Source organism: Mesorhizobium sp. B2-3-13 (genome assembly GCF_006442195.1).
Classification (GTDB): Bacteria; Pseudomonadota; Alphaproteobacteria; order Rhizobiales; family Rhizobiaceae; genus Mesorhizobium; species Mesorhizobium salmacidum.
Window position 1 is genome coordinate 1 of the sequence record NZ_VFVQ01000002.1, and the last position, 25,881, is coordinate 25,881.

The window sequence follows — 25,881 nt, forward strand, 5'->3', positions numbered from 1 at the left end:
CCGCCCGCCCAAGTGATGCGATGTTGGAGAACTTGTGAACGTCGAGTTTTTCCGGCATGATTTTGCGCTAGCTAGGCCGAGGTCTAATTATATGACAACAGGTAGTTGCCGATGATGCCGTCAGCGCGAGGACGGCGCTCCAGCCCGCTTGCTCGCTCCAAATACCGGCATTCGCCATTGACGAGCTGCTGCTTGCGTTTCCCGTAAATTGCTTCCGCGAGCTCACAGTCAGATAGACCGGCGCGGCGCGCGGCGATGAATTCGATCGTGTTTGCGATGGATGTCATGCGGAAAGCCTCCAAAATTTGCGAGGCCTCCTATACGATACACCCGTTGGCCGCCGTCAATGTTAGGTTTTCAAGAATCTTTAGGTTGGCGGTGAGGCAACGCCTCACGCGACAGTTGTGCCTGTTGGAACCTTGTCTGCGCCCATAATCCGCCATGCTAAGGATGCGGCCCATCGAACCTGGGTGCGGAGATGTCCAACGTGCCGTGCTTTAGGAACGCGTCATCGAGGCGGGATGAGATCCAGGAGTAGGCTTGTGGTGTCAATTCCATCGCTGGCTTGCGCATTATGGCTCGGCGGGGATTTGTGTTCCCTCTCCCGGTCAACTGATTTCGCAGGGTCGGAGCGAAGGCCGCCGATCCCAATTCCTGCATCATGTCGACCATCGATACTCCAGCCGAAAGCCGTCCATCGATGAAGACTGGAGTGTGAACCCGAACGTAGTGAGACCAATCAGTCTTCCATGTGCGAGCTGCGATGTCACCTGGAGTAGCGTCGTCAATGCCCGGTTTGTGCTTTCGCCCTATGGCCCTTCCGTAGATGCGATAGTCACTACGATCGAGCATCATCCGAGCCATGAACATGACTGCACCGTCTTGGACCTGTCTCGGTCGCTTCCCGGTTGGGTAAGTGCACGCCCAATGCGAGCCGGACCGGGTAACCTCTTGTCCAATTTCCATGCTCAGCTCCGCTCGGTTGTCCGCGCGACCGAAGAACTTGACGAATGACTGGAGAGGGCCGCTGGTGGCCTGGCCTGACACAAACGGCGATTCGAGCTCCACCAATTCTCCGTAGTCCGGCAAACCAACCGTAGGAAGCACCGGGGTCGTGCGAACGCTGGCGAGCTCCTTGGCCCAATCTCCAATTTGATCGAGAGCTAGGTCCTTCTTCGTCTTGCTCCACAAAACAGTGAAGTAGTCATTGCAGTGCGACACGATATCAGGCTCACCTGCGCAGAAGCCGAACTCTTTGTTGCGGAACATCGCCGCCTCCGTAAGATTGGCGCTGGTTACAATCGCAGACGAACTGCCGAACAGATACATTTTCGAGTGAAGTCCCTTGATTCCTCGAATCCTCGCGCCAGCCAGAAAAAGTGTTTCAAGCGCTTCGAGATCGCTTACGCCCGCGTTGAAGCTGTTAAGATCGAAACGAGTGATTACCTGAATGGTCTTGGGCGCAGCCAGGTTCAGAAAGCGCTTTGCAGTGGCCAGTTTGATAAACGGACAAATGATCCGCAGAGCAGCCGGCCGAAATCTCATCTCGCGGTCGATTTCCTCGGCCCATCCCGAATCGACTAGTCGAAAGTTTTCCAATTTGCACTCCATGCCGGTTACCATCAGATGCCGCCCAGCAGCCAAGCTGGATGTGCCCAAAGCCGTCTAGCAGTTGAGGTGTTGCTGAGGCATCGGGTCGGACGTTCCGAAACTTTTCGTAGGATATCATCATGCGATGCGCACCGCGCCAGCCGCAAACGTGGGCGGCAGCTGAACCTGCTCTGCGTCCCCGTGGCGTTCTAAGTTGTGCACCGGGATACATTCCATGTTGTTGATTAGCTCTGCGATGGAGGCAATGTGCGAGGAAAGGCAATCTATCAAGAAACCGAGTCGAAGTTCGCTGTCCCCTTTTTGGGACACAAAGCTGCCATTCTGCTTACGGCCCATCTTTGGCGTTCACGATCCTGACTTAGGTTGCATATGTAATCTCGGACTAGGCGAGAGCGAATGGAGGAGAAGCCGGCTGAGGAAGCGAAGTTGGAACCCCGCCGACGTACAGAAGCTGATCCGGTCAAACGAGTGGTGGAAGCTTAGGCTTCCGGACCACGATCCGGTCAATCGCCTACTTGCGGTCAGAAATGAACTCGAGTGTTCGGAACTCTCCACTTGATCTGACGACGAATGACGGAGCATCTCTGAGATCAGCGACCGTCACTTTCCAGCCACGTAGTTCACGGAGTGAAACCGAGGCCCTGAAACTGCGGTTCTCACCTAAACGGCTGAACCGCATGTGGAGGATGTTGTCCTTCTCCGCGAGCGACGACAACTCATACAGGTCGAGCGCCTGCCCTTCCCTATTCCGGAATGAGGTATTGGCGCTCAGAGCAACGGTCTGCACAATCCCAGATTGCCCCTTGGGCTTGTCGGTGCAGCCATGTTTCTCCCATGGCCAGCCGAGATCGTTAAAGAAAACTCTGCCGCCGTGCGGGCTCTGGTAAAAATACACGCGTTCTCCGCATACCGGGCAACGTGCGTTCGGTTGACATAAGAGACAATCGATTGGAACGGTTTGACGACCACGGATGCCGAGCGAGCACTGTATCCAGCGCACCAGCGGCCACTCAGATGGATTGGCGTTGCCCGTCCAGCGACAATGCGAAAATCGATTTCTCCCCCACACAAATCGCACGTGCGCATGCAAATTCCCCAGCGAGAATACCTCCACGAGAGGCCAATACCAGGTTTTCGTTTTTCGGTTAGCTCGACGTCCTAGTTAGCCATAAGTCCGCATAATCGGTGCCGTTGCAGCCCGTTTCTCGTATATGACGATTCCAATGCTGAGGCGCTTCGGCGCAATTTCAAGCGAATTACTAGTCCGCTGCGCCGAGTCTTGCGTTAAGTGAGCTAAAAAGCAGCTACTAGCCTCAAAACGCGTTCGAGCTTGTCGTTACCGCCCCCGCCGCCTATGTGAATTCCGCCGTATTTTGGTGTCAGATAGGTGCGAAGTGAACTCCAGTTATACTGGAATTCTTTCCGGCCATATGTCGCCTGAGCTTGCTTCGACGCGAAAAACTTCAACCAGTCTTTAAGAATTTGCCCGGTTAGCCTATAGCGCGTCCCGGGAGGAGCTTTTTGGATAGCCTGCTTATGATGGGGGTACTTTGCAAGAAACGCTTGTGCCGCGCCGCATGCTTGAAGAATGTGACCACCAGTCATCTCCCTCTTAAATCCAAGTTCAAGAGCGCTGTCGGCAAGATTCTTAAGTGGCGAATTGTTTTTGAATCGCTTGTAACATTCCCCAAAAAACCACTCTCTGCTTTTTAGCCCCATATTTTCCTCCCATGACATGGCGCACTGCGCGCCTGATCTTCCGAAAAGCGTTTGGTTCAATTCGTGACAATGACAAACGCTATCCAGACCCAGTGCTTCGATTCGAAAGCTGACAGGCCATCGGCCCCCTCTTAATACTGGCCGATACCTCCCCCAGGGGCTATCTCTAGACCCACAGACAGCGATTCGAAAGGGCGGGGAACGGCATGGCCGAAGAAAAGGGTTCAGCCGCATCGGTCTACAAGCACGGCCAGGAATCCGTGCAAAGGCCCGATGCCGGAGTCGAGGCGCAATTCTCGAACAAGAAAGCGCCGAAGACCTATCGGTACGATTCCAGTCTCGCGCCCGAGTTGTCGTGGGATGAAAGCGCCGACCGCGCCTTTGCCGAATGGCTGCTGGCGTTGGTCACGAATGCGGCTGAGAAGGGAGAGAGCGAAGTGTTCGCCTCGCCGCAGGTTTGGCAGGGTAATGGTGAGAACTTCTCCACTCTGTCGCAGTGCGCCGCGCGGCTACGAAGCTTAACCAAGCCGTTTCTGAACTGGGCTGGCAAGGCCGAGCGGCAGCAGATTACCGTGCCGACGCTGCCGCTGTTCGTTCACGAGCGACATTCAACGCAGGCGATCCTGGAAACGCTGAAGTCTCACAAGGCGCTCGGTACTAACCTCGACCTGTTCGGCGATACCAACCTCGACGTAGCCGACAAGTTGGACGCCTACGAACACAAGGGGCCGTGGACCAACCGTCTCATCCTTGGCGACTCGTTGCACGTCATGAATTCTTTGACCGAATACGAGGGCATGGGCGGCCAGGTACAGATGATCTACTTCGATCCGCCCTATGGTGTGAAATTCGGGTCGAACTTCCAACCATTCGTTCGGAAACGCGACGTGAAGCACGGACCGGATGACCACATGAGCCGCGAGCCCGAAATGGTGAAAGCCTATCGGGATACATGGGAGTTGGGGCTTCACTCCTACCTGACGTATCTCCGTGACCGCCTGACGCTTGCGCGGGAACTTTTGACGGATTCCGGTTCGCTCTTTGTCCAGATTTCAGACGAGAATCTGCACCACACGCGCGAATTGCTGGATGAGATATTCGGCGGTAAAAACTTCGTGTCGCAAATAACCTTCCAGACAAAAATTCCCCTAAGGAATAGCTACCTTCCAGGTGTTTGCGATTACATACTTTGGTATGGAAAGAACTTCGAGTCAGGTTCGATGAAATTCAATCGCCTTTTCGTCGAGCAAACGCTGGAGGATTCTCAACAGTTTAGTCTTGTCGAATTGAATGATGGAGCCATCAGAACCTTAGAAGAGTCTGAGCGGAAGGGCGCTGATCTTCCTGACGGGGCAAGGGTTTTCACAAGCTTGGACTTGGCATCATCGGGTCGAACGGAGTCCTGCGTTTTTGACTTTGAATGGAAGGGAAAAAGTTATTCACCGACTGCCGGAAAGAGCTGGAAAACCAACCGGCAAGGCATGAGAAAGTTGGCTCAGGAGAACCGGCTCTACGCTACGAAAAACGCGTTGCGATACAAACTGTATTTTGATGACTACCCGGTCCAATCGCTCACAAATATCTGGACCGATAGCGTGGGCGTTTCCGGAAAGGTGTACGTAGTCCAGACAGATTCGAAGGTTGTCGCTCGGTGTATGCTGATGAGTTCCGACCCAGGCGATCTCGTTCTCGATATAACCTGCGGATCTGGGACGACGGCATATGTCGCCGAACAGTGGGGCCGACGCTGGATCACCGTAGATACGTCACGAGTCCCTATTTCCTTGGCTCGGCAGCGGCTGCTGACCAGTACTTTCCCTTGGTATAAGCTTAAGACTCCTGCTCAGGGACCGGCCGCAGGTTTCGTCTACGAGAGAAAGAAAAATCGCAAGGGGGAGGATGTCGGCGGACTTATGCCGCATGTGACGCTTGGCTCGATCACGAATAACGAGGAGCCGGAGTTGGTTACGGTCGTGGATCGACCGGAAATAGCAAGCGGCGTTACCCGTGTAACCGGTCCCTTCACAGTGGAGGCTACGATTAACGCTGCCATGAGCTTTGACGAGGACACCCCTACTTCATCCCCCCCACCGGCGTTCAGCAGTCCCCGCGCTTACCTCGACCGAATGATCGAGGTGTTGCGTCAGAGCAAGACGTTGCGCCTGCCCGGCAACGTCACGCTCGAACTCGAAAGGATCAGCCCGCTGGTCGACCGCGAATACTTACATGCGGAAGGTGTTACAAGCAACGGCACCGCTAATCGTATCGCATTCGTATTCGGCCCCGAGGACGGTGCCATAGGCTCCGAATACGTGTTCAGCGCCCATACGGAGGCGTTGCAACGCGGTTATCAGCAACTGTTCCTCTTCGGCTTCGCCATCCAGGCAAAAGCCCGCGAAATGCTGGACAAGCTGAAAATCCCCACAACCTACGTGTCCGTCACTCCCGATGTCGTCATGTCGGACCTGCTTAAGACAACGAAGAGCAGTCAAATCTTCTCTATTACGGGCTTGCCCGACGTGTCAGTGGAGCAAGCAGGCAAGGAGAAGGACGGAACGCCGCTCTATCGCGTCGTCATCAAAGGCCTGGACATTTTCAGGCCCGACACGATGGAGACGGACGAGATCAAAGCCGAGAACCTGCCGTGCTGGATGCTCGACAGCAATTACAATGGCATGGTTTTCATGGCGACGCAGGTTTTCTTCCCTAAGACCGGCGCTTGGGAAAATCTGCAAAAGTCCTTGAAAAGTCAATTCAACGACGCCGTGTGGGAACACCTTGCCGGTACGGTCAGCGAACCTTTTGTTATGGGCGACAAGAAGCGCATTGCCGTGAAGGCCATCGACGAGCGCGGCAATGAGCTGATGGTGGTCAAGTTGGCAGATGGAGGCCTCTAATGTCCGCCGCCCCCCAGCAGCAACAGACGCCGGTGACCGTCGCCGAAGTTGACTCGCCGATCATCAACTCGCCGTTCCGTGAGCCGAAATATCACTGGCAGATCGAGCGCAGTACACCGCCTGTAAAGGCCGAGGGCCGCAGGCGAGCGAGCTATTTCTACCGTGTGCCCGAGCATGCCGGAAGCGGCCGTAAGGGAAGGCAAGCCGAACTGTTCGCGGACACGAAGGGCGAGGAGGTCGAGCTTGAAATCGTCAACCTTATCCGCGAGCGGGTGAAGGAATGGCGCGAAGGAACACGATCAAGCGGCCTGGCCTACGATGGCGCGTCGCCTATCACGAAGGAGCTTCTTGAACTCTGGCGCAGCGGGGATCGGATGCAGCGGCTCTTCTTTGCTCAAGTGGAGGCCGCCGAGACCGTCATATTTCTAGCAGAAGCTGCCGACATTTATCGTAAGGGAATTCCGGAAATCCCGAAGGACGACCCCGGGCTCGAATCCAAACTTTCCGGTGTGCGGGCTTTTGTCCGCCACGCCTGCAAGATGGCGACCGGCTCCGGCAAGACCACCGTCATGGGAATGCTCGCGGGCTGGTCAATTCTCAACAGCGTAGCGTCGCCCCGGGACGACCGCTTTTCCGATACAATTCTTATTGTCTGCCCGAATGTCACCATTCGTGAACGCTTGCAGGAATTGGACCCGGGACGTGGCGATCTAAGTCTTTACAGAACGCGGCAGCTTGTTCCCGTTCACCGCATGGAGGATTTGCGGCGCGGCGAGGTAATGATTGCCAACTGGCATCGCCTTGCCAAGAAGGAAACCAACAGCGTCAACGGCGAGTCTGCCAAGGTCGTAAAGACCGGTGAGCCGGTTGTGGTTGTGAAGAACGCTGGCAAGGCGAACGAAGTCGTCGAAACGAAGTACTTCGAGTCCGACGCAGCATGGTTCAAGCGTATCCGGCGTGAACTTGGCAGCGGCAAGGGGCGAAGCTTGCACTGGCTCATTTTCAACGACGAGGCACATCACGCTTATCGGCGCGGCGACACTGCGACGGACGAACAATCCCTTGATGAGGACAAAGACCTCGCCAGCAAGAACGCCCGCGAGGCGACGATTTGGATCGAAGGGCTCGACCGCATCAACAAGCTGGCCGGGGGCAGCCGGCGGCGCGGCATCCACCTCTGTGTCGATCTTTCGGCAACGCCCTTTTATATACAAGGCTCCGGCAACGAAGTCGGAAAGCCGTTCCCGTGGGTTGTCTCTGATTTCGGTCTTCTCGACGCCATCGAGTCCGGTCTCGTGAAGATTCCGCAACTCCCCGCCCGCGACGTAACTGGGGCGGAGGAAGCGGCCTATTTCAACATCTGGCGATGGGTGCAGGCAAAGGCAAAGGAGGATGGATACGGCGATAGCATGACGCCACAAATCGTCATGAACTACGCCAGCGCCCCAATCAATCTGCTCGCGGCTGAATGGCACCAGCGGTTCCTTGAGTGGGATCAGTACTCGAAGCAGCAACAGAAACATCCAGTCCCGCCGGTCTTCATCGTTGTCTGCCGCGATACGGCGGTCGCGCGCGAGGTTCACTCCTGGCTTGCCAACGGCAATGACGGCTATGGCGTTTCGCCGCCGTGGTTCCGCAACACGCCTGGCCATGAAGTGACCGTTCGTATTGACTCCAAGGTGATGGAAGATATCGAAGCCGGCGGTACGAAGGACGAGACACGCCGCTTGCGTTTTATCCTCGACACCATCGGCAAGTCCGAATGGCTCGGCGGCAAAATGCCGGAGGACTGGTCGGAGCTTGTGCGCAAACACAATGAGAGGGTCGCGAGCGACGACGACGGCTCCCTGAAATGGATTGATGAGCGTATTCCGCCAGGACGGGATGTGCGCTGCATCGTATCGGTCGCCATGCTCGCCGAAGGGTGGGACGCCAACACCGTAACTCACATCGTCGGCCTGCGGCCCTTCGGCTCGCAGCTTCTTTGCGAGCAGGTTGTGGGCCGGGCGCTGCGTCGCAAGAGCTATGCAATCAACGAAGACACGCAGATGTTCACAGAGGAAACCGCAAAGGTCTTCGGCGTGCCGTTCGAGTTGATCCCGTTCAAGGTCGCGCCGGCCGGACCGCAGCCGCCGCAGCCGGAGCCCAATCACATCTATTCGGTGCCGGAAAAGGCGGAATACGAGATCAGGTTCCCCATCGTGACCGGCTATCATCAGTCGGGGAGCTTTGATGTTTCCGTCGATTGGGAGCGAGTATCAAAAGTCACTATCGACCCGTCGCGCATTCCGCATGTCGTAGAACTGACGCCGTTGACGACGCCGGACGGCTCACTAGCCAGTTACGGCCCAGGCGCGAAGCCGGTACTGTCGCTGAAAGATTGGCGCGCCTTGTTCCGTGATCAGCAGGTCGCCTTCCGACTTGCCCGCGAAATCTGCATCCGCTGGCAAGCCGACAACGGAGCTACCGCCGTGCCGGCGCAGCAGCTTTTCCCGCGCGTCGCTTTCGCAGCAAAACGCTTCCTAGCTGAAAAGCTGGAATGCAAGGGCGACAGCCAACCCTGCGATGTGCTGCTGGTCGGTCAATACATGCAGGCGTCCATCGACGCCTTGTTCGACGCGATCAAAAAGGGGGCGTCAACGTCCGACGCCGAGGTCGCAGTCATTCCACAGGGCGCATCAGGGCGTGGCAGCACGCTGTATGTCGATTTCCACACAACGAAGCCGATCCAGGCAGCTACCCACTGTCACCTCAACGCGATGGTCGCCGACACACAGAAGTGGGAGCAGATCGCGGCCCTTCTTCTTGACACGCATCCCGGCGTGAGGAAGTGGGTGAAGAACGAGCGACTTGGCTTCTTCATTCCCTATCGCCGGAACGGGTTGCCGGCGCGCTACATTCCCGACTTTATCGCTGTCACCGATACGGATCAGAACGTTATAGTCGAAATCAAAGGGCAGGTGACCGATAACGCCGACGCCAAGGCTAAGGCTGCGGAGCGGTGGACTCGGGGCGTGACGCAGCTCGGTCAGCACGGAACTTGGCGTTATCTCCTCGTGACCGAACCGGGACGCGTAGGTGTGATGCTCAATTCGTTTACCGGAGCGAAATGGGATGAGGGCGAATTCGAGCTCAACTAGAGAATCGACAGCGAATTCAAGGCGATATTGGCGCGCCGCGCCGGTTGATGATGAGAACTATGTCTACGCCATAGGCCTCTAACGCCCTCCTTTTGCAAGAAGCAAAAACTCATACCTCTTGAAGCGGCCTAACGAGCACGGGTTTGATCTTGCCCTCAATGGAAATCCCGTCCCTGCTCGATTCCTGACCAGCCTGGGCTGCATCACCAGGCACTGCGTTCGGAGCCGCAATGGGGCTTGGCTGCAACAAACAGAACCAATCTCGCATACTCGCTATCAGGAACGCATCAAATCCGAGACAAGGCGCAACAATCATCGTTGACATGCAACAATCGATCATATACATGCATCATAAGTTATTAGTCGTGCATCAGATCGTAGGGTTAGCGCATGGAGCATTTCTCAATCATTCAGGCTCTCTGCCGAACGGCGATGGGCGCACCAACGCCGGCGTTGCGCAAACAAGTCGAACGGTTAAAGGATGCTCTCGCCAAAGATGGTGAGGAAAAGCAAGCAGCGTCGCTCGCGGGGATTCTTGCTACGGCGGAGCGCCTAATGGAGATGGCCCCGAGCCGAATCGAACGCTCGCGAGCGAACCTGGCCGGCGAGACGCTCGGCCGCAATACGCCGGTTCCTGTCGATCGTGAAACGGCCGCCGCCTTGGCAGAGATCATCTTTCCGTCTGAAGTCGAGGGAGCGGCCCCGCTTTTCAATTCGACTGTGACGCAGGCAGTTGAGACGATCGTCGATGAATGGACCGATTTCGAGGCGCTCGCGACCGTCGACATCGCGCCCTCAAAGACGTGTTTGATCTACGGAGCGCCGGGCACGGGGAAAACTCGACTGGCCCTCTGGATTGCTCGCAAGCTGGACTTGCCCGTTGTTCTCGTAAAACTGGATGGCCTTGTTTCCTCATTTCTTGGAACGACGGCACGCAATATTGGAAATCTCTTCGCATTCGCCAATCGCTATCGCTGCGTGCTTCTACTTGATGAATTCGACGCGATTGCAAAAGTCCGCGACGATCCCCAGGAGGTCGGCGAGATCAAGCGCGTTGTGAATGCCCTTCTCCAAAATCTGGATGCTAGACAAAACATAGGATTGACGATCGGCATCACCAATCATTCGAAGCTGCTTGATCCGGCGGTCTGGCGCCGTTTCGAGGTGCAACTTGAGATCCCCAAGCCCAATTTTGAGGTACGGAAGGCGATCGCCGCCATGTTTATGCCGCCTGTAGCGGCTCCCGACAGCCATCTACGTCTTATTGCGTGGTTCACTGAAGGTTCAACCGGAGCGGAGATCGAGGCGCTGGTGCGGACATACAAGAAGGCCACCACGGTTCGCGAGGACGATCGCCGAGGGTTACTGGATACGCTCCGCCAATTTGCCACTCTCAACGCGGCCCGCATTCAGAGTGAACGTCGAACGCTGTTGTTCGATGATCCCGCCACTCTGTTCCGGGCCATGCGTGACGACCCCATTCTCGCATTTTCAATGGCCGACATCGGCGAAATCGCAGGGCGGGACAAATCGACCGTAAGCCGTCAACTCGGGCGACAAGCCGGTAAAGTCGATGGGGGTGTGAATCATGGCTAGTCCGATCCAGATCGTCCTCAATCCGGACAATTATGAGGAAGCCCGAGAGGCAGGCGGCGGAGGCGGCCGCAAGGACTTCTTCGCGCACCGCGATCGGGAATTTGGCGCCCATAAGGCAGCTCTGATCGAGCAGATCGACACTATTTCCGAGGTTCTTTCGGCGCAAACGCAGGGGCCGATCGGCTACGTCAAGGTCATCCTTAAACGAGATGCCTGGGCGAAAAGCCATCGACCCGTTGGGGCACTCTTTCGTAGTGATCGGATACCCGTAGTCGGAGGTGGAGATCTCGGCGTGATGATTGTCGAAGGCCGACCATCGGCTTTGGCGCAGGTGAAAGCCGAAATCGCCAAAGCCGAAACGCTTACAAGAATGCGTTATGACGAGAAAAAAGGGAAAGAGGTGCCGAACCCTACAGCGCAAAAGAGCGAGACGGGTGCAATCGACCGGATCGAACTCTATGGCGCTTCCGACAAGCGCAACTTTTCGGTCGAAGAGGCTGTTGCCTGGCTCGCCAATCCGATGACGGGTAGTGGATATCAGGTCGAGTTGTTCGATGTCCTGCCACCGCGTGCCGAGTGGGATCGCCTCGACCCCGCGCACAGACGTCTGGTCGAGTCCTTCGTTGCCGGCTTCAACGCCCTTGAACAAAGTCTGTCAGTGGAGCGTCTGCCTAGTTGGCGACAGCGGCTCCCGATGCTTTCCGTGCGTCTGGACCGAGCCGGAGATGGCGCCGTCCTACGGCTGACGAGCGTATCATCGAAGGAGCGCCGTGAGCTTTCGCCGTTCGACCCGAATGTTCAGCATCACAGCCGTTTGCTGGCGTTCTTAGACAAGCATCCCTTGGTCCGGCGGATCGAGTTGCCCGGCATCGTGGTGCGTTCTGCTCGCCCGGCAACGCCGAGCCGCGCTCGACCAGATCACGCGGTTATGCCCGTTCGCGATAGCCGCAGGACCCATCCGAGGCTGGGCATCATCGATGGCGGCATAAGCCCGGCCTTGTCTGACTGGGTCATTGATCGATGGGACGTGCTGGCTGACGAAGACATGGATCTATCCCATGGCACCTTCATTGGCGGGCTTGCGGTCGCTGGAGCCGGTATCAATGGTGCGGGGACTTGCCCCGAACCCGACGGCGCGGAACTGGTTGACGTAGCTGTCTTCCCAAATGAGCAGAAGGCTGGTGCCTTCGCATCTTACTATTCTGGCGGCCTCCCTCAGTTCTTCGATGAAATGGATGCGGCTGTCGCTGATGCGCGGGCACGTCATGGCGTGCGTGTCTTCGATATGAGTCTGAACATTCTTCAGCCCGCCGCACCCGATCGCTACAGCCCACATGCGGTCCGGCTTGACCAGATTGCCGAAGAAAACAATGCCGTCGTGTTCATTTCCGCCGGTAACATCCAGCCTCAAGACCTCCGCCCGGAGTGGCCGGTCGATGCGGCAAAGGCCCTTTCTAATCTTGCACTTGCGCGAAACGACGGGCTCCTGACGCCAGCGGAGAGCGCAAGAAATGTTGCTGTTTCGGCACTGAATCCACCAGGGCACAGCGGTTGCGTGCCTTTCGCCCCAGCCCGTTTCAGCCGTCGAGGGCCTGGGCTTAGGTCCGGCGGGAAACCCGACCTTGCCCATATCGGAGGAGCGGGTACGCAGCATGCGGCGCTGGGGCACGGCCTTTTCTCTATCCTTCCGGATGGAACAGTAGTCGATGGTTGCGGCACCAGCTACGCCTCGCCTTTGGTTGCCAAGACGGCAGCGGTCCTCGATCATGCCATCGAGGGCGAGGTCTCTCGTGAAACCCTCATCGGTTTGCTGGTCCACCACGCTGAGATTCCAGAACCGTTGCGCCTGAAAATGCTGGCACCGGTGGCACGGCACCTTGTCGGCTTTGGAATGCCACCATCTGCTGAACGTATTCTAGAGACAGGCGATCATTCAATTACCCTGGTCTTCGCCTCACGTATCCAGCACGGCCAGCAGATCAATTTCCGGTTCCCATGGCCGGCATCCTTGGTCGGACCTGGCGGCAAATGTCGAGGGCGGGCAAAGCTCACGCTCGTATCTACGCCGCCGCTGGACGCCCGGTTTGGTGCCGAGTTCGTCCGGGTAAACGTGAATGCTGTCCTGCAACAGGAGCAGGATGAAGGCAAATGGAAGGGTCGACTTGATCCGCTTTACCTTCCGTCTTCGCGAGAATCGTCGGCGGTCGAGGCGGAACTAATCGAACATGACCTGAAATGGAGTCCGGTAAAGGTCCACGCCAAGATCTTCCCGCAGGGAGTTGGGCCTTCGTCGAACTGGCGACTATTTGTCGAGTATCTGACCCGCGCTGGAGAAGTGATGCCCGAGGGCGGCGTCCCCTTCACAGCCATTCTAACGATCAGCGATCCAGAGGCAGAAAGGCCGGTCTTCAACGACATGCGCCAAAGCCTTCAGGCGATTGGCGCACAGATCGCTGACATTCGGACGGCTGCGCGCATCACGCCGCGCGTCTAGCGGCTCGTATAGGAGAAATTACTTGGCTCGTTCGAAAGAGAAGAGAATTGGTTATCTACGAGGAAAAACGTCCGACGGAAGTGAGACTGTGGTCAGCGTTTCCAAGATTGGTCGCGATTACAGGATTGGATGTGGTTTCAAAGATCATCTCTGCCATCCGTCGGTCCGAGATATTGAAGGCGTAAGGCGTGAGGCATTGCTCGTCTTCGACCTACGCGATGCAATTCATCAGTCAATTTGAATGGGCCACAAAGCGCATCAATAGGATTCGCGAGCTAGCCGAGTGATGAAGGAGATGAAAAGGCATGTCTAGATGCACAGCACCAGTAAGGGGCCATCGCTCATCGGCCGCCGCCGCCGACTGTCCAGCATGCGGGAGTCGCTATAGCCGCTTCGGTGGTTACGGCGGGTATGATGGCGGCTACAGAAGCGGCGGATCATACTCGTCCCCTTCATACTCCTCCTCAGCTAGCAGCAGCGGTCGGAGCAGCGGCGGAGCGGGGCGCCGCACCGCAAAGCCGCGCTGGTCGGGAGCAGGTTCGGCTGTGTGGTACACGCCTGAACAAGTGCAGGCGCTCACGCCGGTTCGAGAAAACGTGGAGAACCTAACGGCCTCGCAGCCTGACCTTCGAGATGTGTTTCTCTGTCACGCATGGGATGACAGGCAGGGCTCCGCCAGAGAACTGCATGATCTGCTCGAAGCGCGTGGTGTCCGCGTGTGGTTCAGCGAGAAGGACCTTGGCCTCGGGGTGCCGATGATGCGGGCGATTGACAAGGGCTTGGTGAACTCGCGCGTCGGTATCGTGTTGGTGACTCCGGCCATGTTGCGACGCCTCCCGGCAGAAGGCATTGCAGACAAAGAGCTTTCAGCGCTCCTCCGACGTGAGCGGCTCGTCCCGGTTATTCACGGAACGACCTATGAAGAACTTGAGCAGGTCAGCCTCCTGCTAGCCTCCCGAGCCGGCCTGAGCACTGCCGAGGAGTCGATGGCGGAAGTTGCAGCCAAAATCGCCGAACTTGTCGCTACTTAGCTCCCCACCGGGGGTCAAACCGGGCGCTGAGCGGCGTTTTCGGCGAATACCGGAGGTTTTCTTGGCTTCCTCCTGCACTTCGACAAATGGAACGAAAGCGATTCGAACTTCTCCACCGCCGAACGACGCCATTTCTGCACTCGGGCCAGCCTCTAACAGAAGCGAGGGCGTACGCTTGACGGCTATAGCATATTATAGAGGGTAATTGGCGCGCTGCGCCGGGTGGTGATATGAACTACGTCAAGGCCTTCAATGTGACCCCTCAGCTGAAAGCCCCGATCGAGCAGCTTCTGCCGAGGGTCGTCGTAGGCGCTGAACGAGCCATGGAGCGCCAGATCATCCCTGCGTTCACGACCTAGGTATTCTTGACGGCACCTTGTGACAAAGTCATGATTGCTCCATTGCGCCCCGATTCAAAATTGAGCTTTTTATGACGAACGCCTATTTTGCGTGTTTCCTCCGCATATCTGGGCCGTTGCGGGGCGCTTTCGTCATACTGGCATACTGTATAGCGATCACCCTGCTTTTGGCGCCTGGTCCGCAGTTGCAAATCTTTTTGATGGGCATACTCAACGGGGACTCCGCGTCGATTTACGAAGCGGCCCATGGCACCGATGTGGTGCCCTTTGTTAGCTTGGCTGAATGGCTAATGGAAGCCTATCAGCCGAACTTGCTCGCAATAGCATTTGTCATGGCTGCAGCTACACTTAGAACGGGCTCTCCGGCACAAATGCTATGGCGCGGAACGGCTGCCGGATTGTGTGCCCTGTCCATCAACGATTTCGCAATTTATCAATGGAGTGGAACTTTCGAGCAGTCTTCATTCACCGAATCGCTGTTCGCAAATTTGTGCGGAGCATTCTTAATTTCATGCGCGATTGTATCTATAACGCAGATCGCCGAATGGACTATCGAGCACCTTCAGCCAAGCAGACCTTTGCGACGTGCTGCTGTAGCACTTGAGATTTGCGCGTTAGGGATTTTCTTAAACGCGGTCGCTTTTTATGCTGCGGATTTCTTCTATCGACCTTTGCCTGTTCAAATTGACGCTTACCTCGACGCGCCGCTGAATGGCTCTTTCGCCACCAATCCGTCCTACATCGACAAAGACAATCCTCCGTTCCAGCTGTTTCCAACGGATTTCGACGTGCCCGTTGTAAAGTGGCGCAATCCTAATGGAGGAATAAGCGCTGCTTGGCACGTTACCAATCCTCAAACCAAATTCGATCTCCAAATCGAGATTCTGTCAGGTTGTCTGGATACCGACTGGATCTCGGGAATCGGCGCTGACAGGCCGAGCCACCGCGTGAGTGACATCAAGCGTTTGTCAGTCTCATTCGAAGGCGGCGCCTCCGATTTTTGGATTTTCGATACGGATAAGGGTGCTGGGAAAATTTCACTGGAAGCAGATCCAGTAGCTCCATTTGGCTTGGAGGTTGGTAAGAAAGCAAATACGAAGGACTTGTGGCAATTTATCGGAAGTCCATCCCATCTTATCTATGAAAACAGTGCAGATGTACTATCTTTTTATGCGGGAAGAGTTTTCTTGGACGCGCTGGATGACAAAGCTAACACCATAGACCTGATTCCTCGCAAGCTAGTCGTTGAGATCGACGGCAAACCGTATTTTATCACTTTCATCCCTGCGACGCCGATGCCGGGCGACAAAGCCGCATGCACCATAGCAGCAGCGCGCAAGGCGTTTCAGAGTGGCACGTTTAAGATGCCTAGCTCGGGTATTTCCGTAGGTGTGAGAGTGACTGTCACTGCACGGCCGAATGGATTGCTGTCGAGGCAGGATAGTGAACTGAACGTCTCTGGCGAAAGTGGGTGGATCACCATGGACGACATCGATCGCCGAGCGATGGACGGTATCCCGGGGGGAGTGGCTACGCTTTTGGAAGCAAAAGGTAACTTGTCCATCGATGTGGACGGAACGGCTCAAAATGTAAGGCCTACCGATCAGTTCCGGGCTATTGGCGCATTCCGCGGTATTAGCACTGATCATGGCAAGCTACGGTTCGTTGGTAATGCAACATCACTCACAAAGAATGAACGCCGCCTCAATCCCACCAAGTTTGAGAGCGGCAAGATTACGCAGCAGCTCACAGTCCTTCTCCCTTTATTGTTTTTCTTTCTTAGCGTCTTGATCATTCCCTTAAGGGCGGCTTTCAAGACCGATAGGGCTTTCGACCAAGTTATCGATCTTATGCGGCAATGAATGTCGGTTGCAGCGCTTCTCCCGCCACTTGGAAATGGCGGCATATTCCACGCCGTCTAAGATGCGGCCGGAATGGCGGGACCGATGAGGCGGGCGGTTCGGCCGCCAGGGAACGCGAAACGGCCGCTCTCGCCCCCTATCTCGCTGACTGACACCCACTGTTTGCTTGTGTGGTAGGCCGACCGTAACCGATGTTCTCAGGCCACGGCCCTGAGTTCAGAGGCGGGGATGTAAGCCCAAGGCAGGAGATCGTCGATCTGGCTGTTTGGGTGGCCGTTGACGATCCTGGTGAGGATGTCGGCGAGGTAGCCGAGGGGCTCGACGTCGTTGAGCTTGCAGGTTTCGATCAGCGAGGCGATGACGGCCCAATGCTCGGCGCCGCCATCCGAGCCGGCGAAGAGCGCGTTCTTGCGGTTGAGCGCGATCGGACGGATTGAACGTTCGACCGTGTTGCTGTCGATCTCGATGCGTCCGTCGTCGAGGAAGCGCGAGAGGCCTTCCCAGAGCGAGAGCGTGTAGCGGATCGCCTCGGCGAGCTTTGTCTTCTGGCTGATCAGGCCGAGCTTTTCGCGCAACCAAGGTTCGAGGTCGGCAATAAGTGAAGCGCTCCTCTCCTGACGGATCGTACGGCGCTTGTCGGCCGATAGGCCGCGGATGGCGTCTTCGATCTTGTAGAGCTCGGCGATCCGTCTTAGCGCCTCGCTGGCGATCGGCGCGGGACCGGCAGCTGCCAGTTCATAAAAGCGCCGACGGACATGCGCCCAGCAAAAGGCGAGCGTCACGCCGCTCTTTTCGGCCAGCACGCGATAGCCACCATAGCCGTCGACCTGAAGGATTCCGGTGAAGCCTGCGAGATGCGCGATCGGACGCTCGGCCTTCCGGTGCGGCGCATAGACATAGGCCACGCCTGGCGGGTCGCTCCCCTCCCACGGTCGGTCATCGCGGGCATAGGCCCAGAGTTGCCCCGTCTTCGTCTTGCCGCGGCCGGGGTCGAGCACCGGCGCTGTCGTCTCATCGGCGAAGAGTTTTGGTGAGGACCTCAGCTTTCCAAGCAGCCGCTCGTGCACCGGACGCAGATGCCAGGCGGCACGGCCGACCCAGTCGGCGAGCGTCGAGCGATCGAGATTGATGCCCTGCCGGGCGTAGATCTGCGCCTGACGATAGAGCGGCAGATGATCGGCATATTTGGAGACCAGCACCTGGGCGACCGTCGCCTCGGTCGGCAGCCCGCCTTCGATCAGCCGGGCGGGCGCCGGAGCCTGAACGACAACGTCCTCACAAGCGCGACAGGCATATTTGGGCCGACGCACCACGATCACACGCAGCTGCGCCGGCACGATATCGAGCCGCTCGCTCACGTCTTCGCCGATCCGATGCAGGCCACTGCGGCAGCACGGGCAGGCATGGTCCTCGATGTCGACGACCTTCTCCACGCGAGGAAGGTGTGCCGGCAGCGAGCCACGGTTGGCCCGACGCTTGGTAGTCCTTGCCAGACGTTCCGTGGCAGCAGCCTGCTCGTTCTCTTCCTCGCCGGCCGCCTCGATCTGCTCGGCCTCTTCGAGCCCCAGCAGCAGCTGATCCTCGGGGAGCGTCTCGGCGCGACGGCCGAAGCGATGGCGCTGCAATTCCTTGATGATCTGGATCAGCCGGGCATTCTCGACGTCGCGCGCCAGGACCATCGCCTTCAGCGCATCCGGATCATCGGGAAGCTGGTCAGCCGTCATCGCCATGAGCCGATCAGACCATATTCGCCAACGGCTCGCGACAGCGGAATCGATGCTGATTCACTTCGTCGCGGGTCAGCCCGCCTGGGCTGGAATGCGGGTCCGGCGCGCCTCGTGGACGCGCCGCCAATCGAGCCCTTCGAGCAGCGCCGAGAGCTGTGCAGCCGTCAACCTCATCACGCCGTCATGCACTTTCGGCCAGCGGAACTCGCCATCCTCCAGACGCTTGGCATAAAGGCAGACGCCGGTGCCGTCCCAGAAGATCAGCTTGATCCGGTCGGTGCGCTTGGCGCGGAAGACATAGACCGCGCCGCTGAACGGATCGGCGCCCATCGTCTCGCGCACCAGCGCGGCCAAGCCCTCAGCACCCTTGCGGAAGTCCACCGGCTTCGTCGCCACATGACCTTGACCGCACCCGTCGGCCCGATCACGACGTAGCCTTCAGCGCGCGGATCACCGCCGCAACAGTCCTGGCGTCGGCGCCACGGCCGACCCGCATGGTGACGCCGTCGATCTCCAGTTCGATCACGGACTCGACTTCCGAGAGTAGATGAAAAGCCCGACAAACGCGAATCCGTTTAAAGCGATAGGCGGAATATTAACCCAATTGTCGGGTGAATTGCCGAACGGGAACATACCAAATGTGTAAGTCGCGCCGGCCTCAGCCGCACATAAATTGATAGTGGCCATGGTTAGAACCGACCCGTATGCTATTAAGCTGCTCTTGCTAAACAGGCCGGACATTCTGAGAAGAATTAACGATATGAATAGGTATAGGAGGAACAAGCCTACCAGGAAAACCGTCGACGGTCCGTCATGGAAGATAAGGAGCCACGTGATGTTTTCCAGCTTTTTGAACGGGTCGGGTGAGTTAGAGATTTCATCTAGATTCGCAATCCGAGCTTTCCATGATAATATCGGCTTATCTTCGTCAGTTTTCTTTGTGTAGGGTCCCGGTTTCGTAAAATATAGGGTTAGGAACACATTGTCGCTTGGATTGAGAAGCGCAGCCTCCGACACGAAATTGTAATCATCCACCTTCGTCCAACTAAGCGCGACCCCCTTATCTGAGCTTACCACGTTAACAATCTTCCACGGAGCTTTGGATGAAATTCTAACTGGTTCGTATTGCTCCGATGGCAAAATTGGGGACAGACCGTTGTTCGTAAGCACCGCTTGGCCAATTCGCAAATTCTCGAGATTTGCCCCATTGCTGGTAGCAACGACGATAATCTTAGCGTCCTCGGTCTTCAGATCCTCCAAAGGGTCGGAGACACCCCAAAAGCTAACGTCTAGTTTTTTGGGCGTCACCGGTCCGAGGTTGTGCATCCAATAGGCCATCGACGCGCCCAAGATCGGCCCAAAAAGAGCCAGCGGAATGCCCACGAAGCTAAGCAAGGTTTTTAATATTGGTGACTGCATGGAATTCCTCGCGGGCGACGAAGAACTCTACAGGGTGGGGAGTGGCTATCGCAATCCTGGTGAAGCTCCCTCAACACATATCTGTCTGATATACAGACAACTGGCAGTCGAAGGGTAATTAATCCTCAGCGGTTCCTCCTGCGTTTGAAGATTTTGCGGTGCTTCGTACGTCGCCAGTTTTCGAGAGCCCGGCGAGGAGCCGGCGAGGCCAAGCCTGAAAACACGCCCCGGAGCGCGCCAGTTGATGCCTTCGATCCGCATTGCAAACTGCGCCCGCGTAAGCGTGATCGAGCCTCGAAGCTCCATATCGCCAGCCACGCGAAGCTGCCCTGGTCAAGCCGCTTTGTGAACAGGCACAGGCCATTTCCATCCCAGAACAGGATCCTCAGCGTCGACGCCTTCCTGCCCCGAACAGATGGCGAGAGAATGGGTCTTGCTTCAGTGTATCCACCGCCAGAATGGCGGGCCCGTCGAGGCCTTTGCGCATATCGGTGTACCCAACCGCCAGATGCGCCTTCACGCCCGCCGGAACGATCATCATGGTGTCGCTCATCCAATTGCAACGCGTTATCTGACTGCGCCCGGATCGCTGCCGGCAGGTGCGAAGACGCGCCAGCCCTCAGGCTGCTGCACGAGGTCACGCAGCAAAAGTGCCGCTGGCGTGCCGTTGATCAGCGCGACAGAAGCAAGCTTCGCACGCTTCTTCTGCGCCACGACGAACTGCGCACCAGCTGAACAACATGCCCGTGACAATCCCGTGCTGGCGCGCGACGTTCGAGAAGCTGACATCAGGCCGGTCGCTCTTCAGCGCAATGGCGTGCCTTTCCGCGTCGTTGAAGGAGCGCCGCACCGGTTGCCGAGACGCACCAGGATCATCCTTCGACGAGGCCGTCAAGCTCGATTCTAGCGCCGTTCCGTTAGCACTAGTGCTAACGACCGGACGGGCGGAGGAAGATGCGCCCGCCAGTCGATTTCAACCTCGCCTCAGTCGAGACGGTCAAGCCATGTGCACAAGCTCGTCGGCGAAAGATGCACCGCGCGGCGGCATATTCGCGAACGCCCATGCCGCTCTAGTTCATCGCCTCGATATGCATCGCTCAGAACGCCTGGACAGCACGTTTGCGCCGATCAGTGCTCACCGCAAAGCGCAGCCAAGTGCGCTATTTCTGCCGCTTGGCGTGCGCCTCCAGATGTTTCTGACGGCGCGATTCCGCCGGATATTCCGCATGTTTACGGGCAGCGTCCTTGCCGCAAAGTACTTCAGCCAGCAGTCGAGTGTGTCCTTCGTCAGACGATGCTTGACGGCAGTATGCTGTGCGCGTCAGACAGCTGCGCTGCCACGCCTCGACGTGAACAGCCTCCCAAGATTGTCGCGCCTGGTTCACGAAAGGCTTCGAATTCATCGCAGATCCTCCATGCAACGAAGGAGATCGACATGTCGCGCAAATGCACTACTCATCTGGGTGCAGGGGCCGGACGCTTACCCAACCGATTAGGACGACAAGATAAAAGGGCGCACATTGTGCGGCGATCGGTTGGCTGTTTTTGCTGGCGTTTTCGCCACTTCTCACACATTGCTCGCCTTCGCTGCAATGTGCGATTTTATAATAAATTATTGATCTGGTGTGAGAATCTCCAAGGTGCGGAGCACATCCGCTGGCCCATACCGGGTTTGCTCCTTATCCTTCAAACGTCTGCACTGGGCCGCTTGCCGACAGTCCGGTTTTGGCCGAGGAATCCGGTAAAGCGGTCATTCGACTGACGACCCCATTGCGGTCGGTCAAAGAGCGTTGCCGCACCCCCATAAGCAGTCGTAGCTTGCGCGTTATGACCCTCGATGACCTTGGACATGCCCAAGGTTAGACTTGCTACACCGCGGTCGCTCGGAGGCTTCTATCGTTCAGAGGCACTCGAGCGAAAGCGCCCGGATCTCGGACGTATCTTTCTGCGGGTTCCCCGAAAGCCGACGTTTGATTTTAGCTCGTGGGCGATGATGTCGAGGGAGGAAGATGTTTGCTCATGCTAATCCGTGGCTCGATCCGATATCCTGACCTTTCGTAGAACTCGACCGTGGCCGCGTTTGATTCGACCACCTGCAAATTCACCTTGATGCAGCCGAGAGCCGCAAGGCGACGTTCGGCCTCCACGAGAAGGTCTCGCCCAACTCCAGCATTGCGGTGCGACCTCAACACTGCAATACGCGAAATCCATCCCCGATGCCCTTCATAACCAGCCATCACGGAGCCAACAACTTTATCTCCGTCAAGGGCGACGAGCATTAAGTCAGGCTGAAACCTGAGTTTTTCGGCGATTGCGGTAACAGCAGCGTTCCAAGGTCCATCATTGGGAAATGCTTCTTTCCAGAGCTTATCCACGCCGGAAAGGTGCTTGCTCTCATATGTCGTTATTAATCTCATTTACCGACCGCTGATTAGATTGCCGTCCCGTGCATTACCACAACAGTTCTGCACCGTCCTACCCCATGATTTAGCAAAGAGACTGGCGGTGCAAATCGAAGGGTCGATTCAGGCCAAATAAGCCCATCAGGCTACGCGTCTGATTTTGCAAGTTGCTCCTCGAAAGCTGCCTTTCAGCTTCCCACCCGGGACAGCCGGAACAAGAACGTATCCGGGAGGCTGAAGCGGTCATCCGTGGTGCATCGGGTGACCGCCCAAATGTCAGATTTCAGTTCGCTCTGCTAAGAGCAGTGCGTCTTCCACATCTACGCCAAGGTACCGAACGGTGTTCTCGATCTTGGAATGCCCAAGCAGGATTTGGATGGCTCGAAGATTTCCTGTCGCCTTGTAGATCATAGATGCCTTCGTGCGACGCAGTGAGTGGGTGCCATACTCCTCTGGACGCAGACCGATCGCCGTCACCCACTCGTCAACCAAGCGGGCATACTGCCTCGTGCTCATGTGGCGGGCGTGATTGATCCGGCTCGGGAATGCATAGTCGTCGATCTTGCCGCCACGCCTTTCAAGCCAAGCCAGAAGGCTGGCTCGCACGTCGCCGGTAATCTCGAACTGGACTGGACGGCCCGTCTTTTGCTGAACTACGATCGCGCGGGTCCTAATTTCCGGCCCCGCGACCAGATCACGAATCCTGATCTTGACCAGGTCGCAGCCGCGAAGCTTGCTGTCGATCGCAAGATCGAACAGCGCACGGTCACGAATGCGGCGCTCGCGATCGAGGAAGAAGCGGACGGCCCAGATCTGTTTCTGCGTGAGCGGACGCTTGGTTCCCACCTTCTTTCCAGTATTCCAAGCTGCGCGCTCGCGGCTAGCATCATCGAACTGAGAATGGCCCATTTGAGTTCTCCTCGGCCTTGATTGGCCGAAGGAGAAACGGTGCGGGTCACCGCTCTGGGGCCGGAGAACGAACCCGCTGCGCGGGAGGGCGCCTACGCTTGAGGTAGCGGTTACGGGCCGGGCGTCGCACTCGCATTGAGCGTCGTCCGGCAGCGGCAGAGCATGACGGGCTTCTTCAACAAGGAGCCTGACCATGACCCACCCCGCTCTCGATGCACCGATCAGCCCACTGCGCCAGCGGCTGATCGACGACATGAACATGCGGCGTTTCTCGCGGGAGACGCAGCGCAACATCGGACGCCTGGCGACATTCCTCGGGCGTTCACCGGGCACGGCGACCGCCGACGACCTGCGCCGGTTCCAGATCGAGCAGCAGGAGGATGGCGTTCCCGTGCCGACGATGAACAGCATTGTGTCGGCGCTGCGCTTCTTCTTCACCCAGACGCTCGACCGCCCAGACCTGGCGCGCAGGCTCGTCCGGCTGGCGCATCCGCGCAACCTGCCCGTGGTGCTCAGTCGCGACGAGGTCGCCCGGCTGGCTCAACGCCACCACCTGCCTCAAGCACCAGGCCGCGCTCTCGGTCGCCTATGGCGCCGGCCTGCGTGTCGCGGAGGTGTCGATGCTCAAGGTCGCCGATGTCGACAGCGAACGCATGCTGCTGCGCGTCGAGCGCGGCAAGGGCGGGCGGTATCGCAACGCCATGCTCTCAGACGATCTGCTCACGCTTCTGCGTGAGTGGTGGAAGGTCGGGCGGCAGCAGGGCGTGATGCATCGCGACGGCTGGTTGTTTCCCGGGCAGCACGCGATGAAGCCGATCAGCACGCGTCAGCTCTATCGCATCGTCGTCGAGGCGGCACATGCCGCCGACATCGCCAAGCGGGTCGGGCCGCACACGCTGCGCCACAGCTTCGCCACCCACCTGCTGGAGGACGGCACCGATATCCGTATCATTCAGGTCCTGCTCGGGCACGCCAAGCTTAACAACACCGCCCTCTACGCTAAGGTCGCGACCCGGACGGTGCGCACGGTCACGAGCCCGCTTGACAAGCTTGGGCTGTTCAAACCGGGAGAGACCTCGCCCGATGGCTGAGCCGTGCGCAACCTCGATCATGCGTCCGCCGCAGCAAGGGCACGGCGGGCGGAAGTTGCGGAGCTCTTTCGGGATGGCGACTATCCTGTGCTGCGTGGGACCGCCCTCCTGCTCGATGATCAGACGGCCTATCTCTGGACGACGGGCTACGTACCGCAGCTCGACACCTATATCGGGCCGGAAACACCCAATCCGCTGCACATCACAGTGGTACGCAACAAGAACGAGAAGCCCGACATCCGCGCGGTCTTGGGAGACATTATGGGTCTCACCAAGATCAACTACAACTCGTGCAACTTCGATGATGGCCTGCCCGTCACCGTGCGATTCGCACGGATGGTTGGAGACGTCCTCACGATGGGCTGGGCGAAGGGAGAGGAACGCCAACCGTTCAAGTTCTACGTGTGAGTTCGAATTCCCACGTGTGAGTTCGAACGTTCTTCACGTGGCGCCGAAGTACGAGGCGTGAAAAGACACCGAAACCCCGCCGGTACGCTTCAGCGGCCCAAAGCAGGAAAGAGGAGTTGCTGCCGACTCGGCCTGTGTCGTCGTCGGCCGGCGATGTCCGCTTCCTGGCTTCTGCCCGTTGGTCGGAAATGGCCGACATTCAGTCGGCAATTTGTCGGTCCACCCGACACCTTGGTCTCATCGACAGCGGCAGCTCTCCAGCGGACTATGACTGCCGCAATTGAAGCGGATTGCTAAACAAGGAGAAGATCATGAGTCTCATCGATAAGGCTCTAGAGGCCAATGAGCGGTATGCCCAGGGGTATGACTCAAAGCTGGGGGCGCACCCTCGGCCCAAGATTGCGGTCGTAACCTGCATGGATCCGCGGCTCTCTGACCTAGAGGGAATCTTAGGTTTGAACAATGCCGACATGGACGTAATTCGCACTGGCGGTCCGGCTGTAACAGATGATGTGATGGGGGAACTTATTGTGTCCACCCGGGTACTGGGCTCAGCAGAGATTATGCTGCTCAACCACACGGGCTGTGGATTCACGAGCTTTACAGACGAGGATTTGAACACAAAGTTCAGCGCGCAGACTGGCGACGCAACGCCGGCGCCTATGCGATTCTTCTCATATAAAGATCCTGAAAACCACACGAAAGAACAAATAACGAAAATTAGATCGCACCCATGGATTGCTAAAGACGTTCCCGTGCGCGGCTTTATTTTTGATGTCGACACCGGTGGTTTGACGGAAGTGACGGTGGAAAGCGAGCAGTTGTCAGAGCGGAAATGAATATATTCGCCAGCGGTGGTGGAGAGGGCCCATCCCGCCGTGGACCGAATGTGGAGTAAATGGTGCCGTAGGTCGCGGCTAGTGTGGAATTGACTTGCGCCGCATCCCCGCCGTCCGATCCGTCCAAGCGCCGCGTGAGATCGGTCGTTGGTGAGCCGGGCCCGCGGAGGAAGCAATAGTCTTGCGCTCTGCTAACTCTGTCGTGCCAGTTCGGCCATACCGTGTTCGAGCACCTCGGGCCCAGCGACCAACGGTCGTGCGACGAGTGCCACCTATGATAATTTGATTTGGTGCTCAAGGCGGGAGCTTCCTGAAGTTGCCTAGCGCTGCTGGCGGGTGTACCGAATTGGCCGGTCATGCCGGGGTCGGCATTTGTG

At 57.5% G+C, this 25,881-nt stretch carries 19 protein-coding genes and 3 pseudogenes; 10 read left to right on the plus strand and 12 right to left on the minus strand.

Features of this window, described 5'->3' with window-relative positions:
- Nucleotides 1-83 precede the first annotated feature (83 nt).
- The 4 genes from FJ941_RS02450 to FJ941_RS02465 form a co-directional block, all read right to left on the minus strand.
- Nucleotides 84-287, minus strand: coding sequence for a hypothetical protein (locus FJ941_RS02450; RefSeq protein ID WP_140502804.1), 204 nt, complete (start codon nucleotides 285-287; stop codon nucleotides 84-86).
- Between the two features lie 157 nt (nucleotides 288-444).
- On the minus strand, nucleotides 445-1,599 hold the full coding sequence (locus tag FJ941_RS02455; protein ID WP_246673666.1) for a phospholipase D family protein: 1,155 nt from the start codon (nucleotides 1,597-1,599) through the stop codon (nucleotides 445-447).
- A gap of 523 nt (nucleotides 1,600-2,122) precedes the next feature.
- The gene (locus tag FJ941_RS02460) at nucleotides 2,123-2,506 is read right to left on the minus strand and encodes a hypothetical protein (RefSeq protein ID WP_140502806.1); all 384 of its coding nucleotides are present in this window, start codon (nucleotides 2,504-2,506) and stop codon (nucleotides 2,123-2,125) included.
- Nucleotides 2,507-2,904: 398 nt separating this feature from the next.
- Entirely contained in the window at nucleotides 2,905-3,348 is a 444-nt protein-coding gene (locus FJ941_RS02465; protein ID WP_140502808.1) for a hypothetical protein, read from the minus strand.
- A gap of 188 nt (nucleotides 3,349-3,536) precedes the next feature.
- On the opposite strand from FJ941_RS02465, the gene FJ941_RS02470 reads away from it, so the two are divergent.
- From FJ941_RS02470 to FJ941_RS02495, 7 genes are all read left to right on the plus strand, one after another.
- A complete protein-coding gene (locus FJ941_RS02470) occupies nucleotides 3,537-6,227 on the plus strand; it encodes a site-specific DNA-methyltransferase (protein WP_140502810.1) in 2,691 nt (896 codons plus the stop codon).
- Nucleotides 6,227-9,367, plus strand: coding sequence for a DEAD/DEAH box helicase family protein (locus tag FJ941_RS02475; protein ID WP_140502812.1), 3,141 nt, complete (start codon nucleotides 6,227-6,229; stop codon nucleotides 9,365-9,367). The genes FJ941_RS02470 and FJ941_RS02475 overlap by 1 nt, the downstream gene beginning before the upstream one ends.
- A 390-nt stretch (nucleotides 9,368-9,757) precedes the next feature.
- Nucleotides 9,758-10,963, plus strand: a complete 1,206-nt coding sequence (locus tag FJ941_RS02480) for an ATP-binding protein (protein WP_140502814.1) — start codon at nucleotides 9,758-9,760, stop codon at nucleotides 10,961-10,963.
- Nucleotides 10,956-13,457 carry a S8 family peptidase gene (locus FJ941_RS02485; RefSeq protein ID WP_140502816.1) on the plus strand — a complete coding sequence of 834 codons (2,502 nt, stop codon included), beginning with the start codon at nucleotides 10,956-10,958 and terminating at the stop codon, nucleotides 13,455-13,457. The genes FJ941_RS02480 and FJ941_RS02485 overlap by 8 nt, the downstream gene beginning before the upstream one ends.
- 545 nt (nucleotides 13,458-14,002) lie before the next feature.
- Nucleotides 14,003-14,488: a toll/interleukin-1 receptor domain-containing protein gene (locus FJ941_RS02490; RefSeq protein ID WP_348640735.1), complete on the plus strand. Its 486-nt coding sequence runs from the start codon at nucleotides 14,003-14,005 to the stop codon at nucleotides 14,486-14,488.
- A 230-nt stretch (nucleotides 14,489-14,718) separates the two neighbouring features.
- The gene (locus FJ941_RS29625; RefSeq protein WP_281405558.1) at nucleotides 14,719-14,847 is read left to right on the plus strand and encodes a hypothetical protein; all 129 of its coding nucleotides are present in this window, start codon (nucleotides 14,719-14,721) and stop codon (nucleotides 14,845-14,847) included.
- A gap of 71 nt (nucleotides 14,848-14,918) precedes the next feature.
- Entirely contained in the window at nucleotides 14,919-16,709 is a 1,791-nt protein-coding gene (locus FJ941_RS02495; RefSeq protein WP_140502820.1) for a hypothetical protein, read from the plus strand.
- Nucleotides 16,710-16,906: 197 nt separating this feature from the next.
- Here the strand turns inward: FJ941_RS02495 and FJ941_RS02500 are convergent, their stop codons facing one another.
- From FJ941_RS02500 to FJ941_RS02535, 8 genes and pseudogenes are all read right to left on the minus strand, one after another.
- Nucleotides 16,907-18,439, minus strand: coding sequence for an IS66 family transposase (locus tag FJ941_RS02500; protein WP_140502822.1), 1,533 nt, complete (start codon nucleotides 18,437-18,439; stop codon nucleotides 16,907-16,909).
- Between the two features lie 69 nt (nucleotides 18,440-18,508).
- Nucleotides 18,509-18,864: pseudogene (gene tnpB, locus FJ941_RS02505) on the minus strand (IS66 family insertion sequence element accessory protein TnpB).
- A gap of 94 nt (nucleotides 18,865-18,958) precedes the next feature.
- Nucleotides 18,959-19,855: a hypothetical protein gene (locus tag FJ941_RS02510; RefSeq protein WP_140502826.1), complete on the minus strand. Its 897-nt coding sequence runs from the start codon at nucleotides 19,853-19,855 to the stop codon at nucleotides 18,959-18,961.
- Nucleotides 19,856-19,973: 118 nt separating this feature from the next.
- Nucleotides 19,974-20,408 (minus strand): annotated as a pseudogene (locus tag FJ941_RS02515) (hypothetical protein).
- 14 nt (nucleotides 20,409-20,422) lie between these two features.
- Complete coding sequence (locus tag FJ941_RS29305) at nucleotides 20,423-20,569, minus strand: hypothetical protein (protein WP_246673689.1); 147 nt, start codon at nucleotides 20,567-20,569, stop codon at nucleotides 20,423-20,425.
- A 446-nt stretch (nucleotides 20,570-21,015) separates the two neighbouring features.
- Nucleotides 21,016-21,258 (minus strand): hypothetical protein, encoded by a 243-nt coding sequence (locus FJ941_RS29160; RefSeq protein ID WP_140502828.1) that lies wholly within the window; start codon nucleotides 21,256-21,258, stop codon nucleotides 21,016-21,018.
- Nucleotides 21,259-21,831: 573 nt separating this feature from the next.
- Nucleotides 21,832-22,272, minus strand: a complete 441-nt coding sequence (locus FJ941_RS02530) for a GNAT family acetyltransferase (protein ID WP_140502830.1) — start codon at nucleotides 22,270-22,272, stop codon at nucleotides 21,832-21,834.
- A gap of 261 nt (nucleotides 22,273-22,533) precedes the next feature.
- Nucleotides 22,534-23,166 (minus strand): tyrosine-type recombinase/integrase, encoded by a 633-nt coding sequence (locus FJ941_RS02535; RefSeq protein ID WP_140502832.1) that lies wholly within the window; start codon nucleotides 23,164-23,166, stop codon nucleotides 22,534-22,536.
- Between the two features lie 193 nt (nucleotides 23,167-23,359).
- On the opposite strand from FJ941_RS02535, the pseudogene FJ941_RS29630 reads away from it, so the two are divergent.
- The 3 genes and pseudogenes from FJ941_RS29630 (at nucleotide 23,360) to FJ941_RS02550 (ending at nucleotide 25,504) form a co-directional block, all read left to right on the plus strand.
- Nucleotides 23,360-24,257 (plus strand): annotated as a pseudogene (locus FJ941_RS29630) (tyrosine-type recombinase/integrase).
- Nucleotides 24,258-24,260: 3 nt separating this feature from the next.
- Nucleotides 24,261-24,665: a hypothetical protein gene (locus FJ941_RS02545; protein WP_246673668.1), complete on the plus strand. Its 405-nt coding sequence runs from the start codon at nucleotides 24,261-24,263 to the stop codon at nucleotides 24,663-24,665.
- A gap of 311 nt (nucleotides 24,666-24,976) precedes the next feature.
- Nucleotides 24,977-25,504, plus strand: coding sequence for a carbonic anhydrase (locus FJ941_RS02550; protein WP_140502834.1), 528 nt, complete (start codon nucleotides 24,977-24,979; stop codon nucleotides 25,502-25,504).
- Nucleotides 25,505-25,881: the final 377 nt, after the last annotated feature.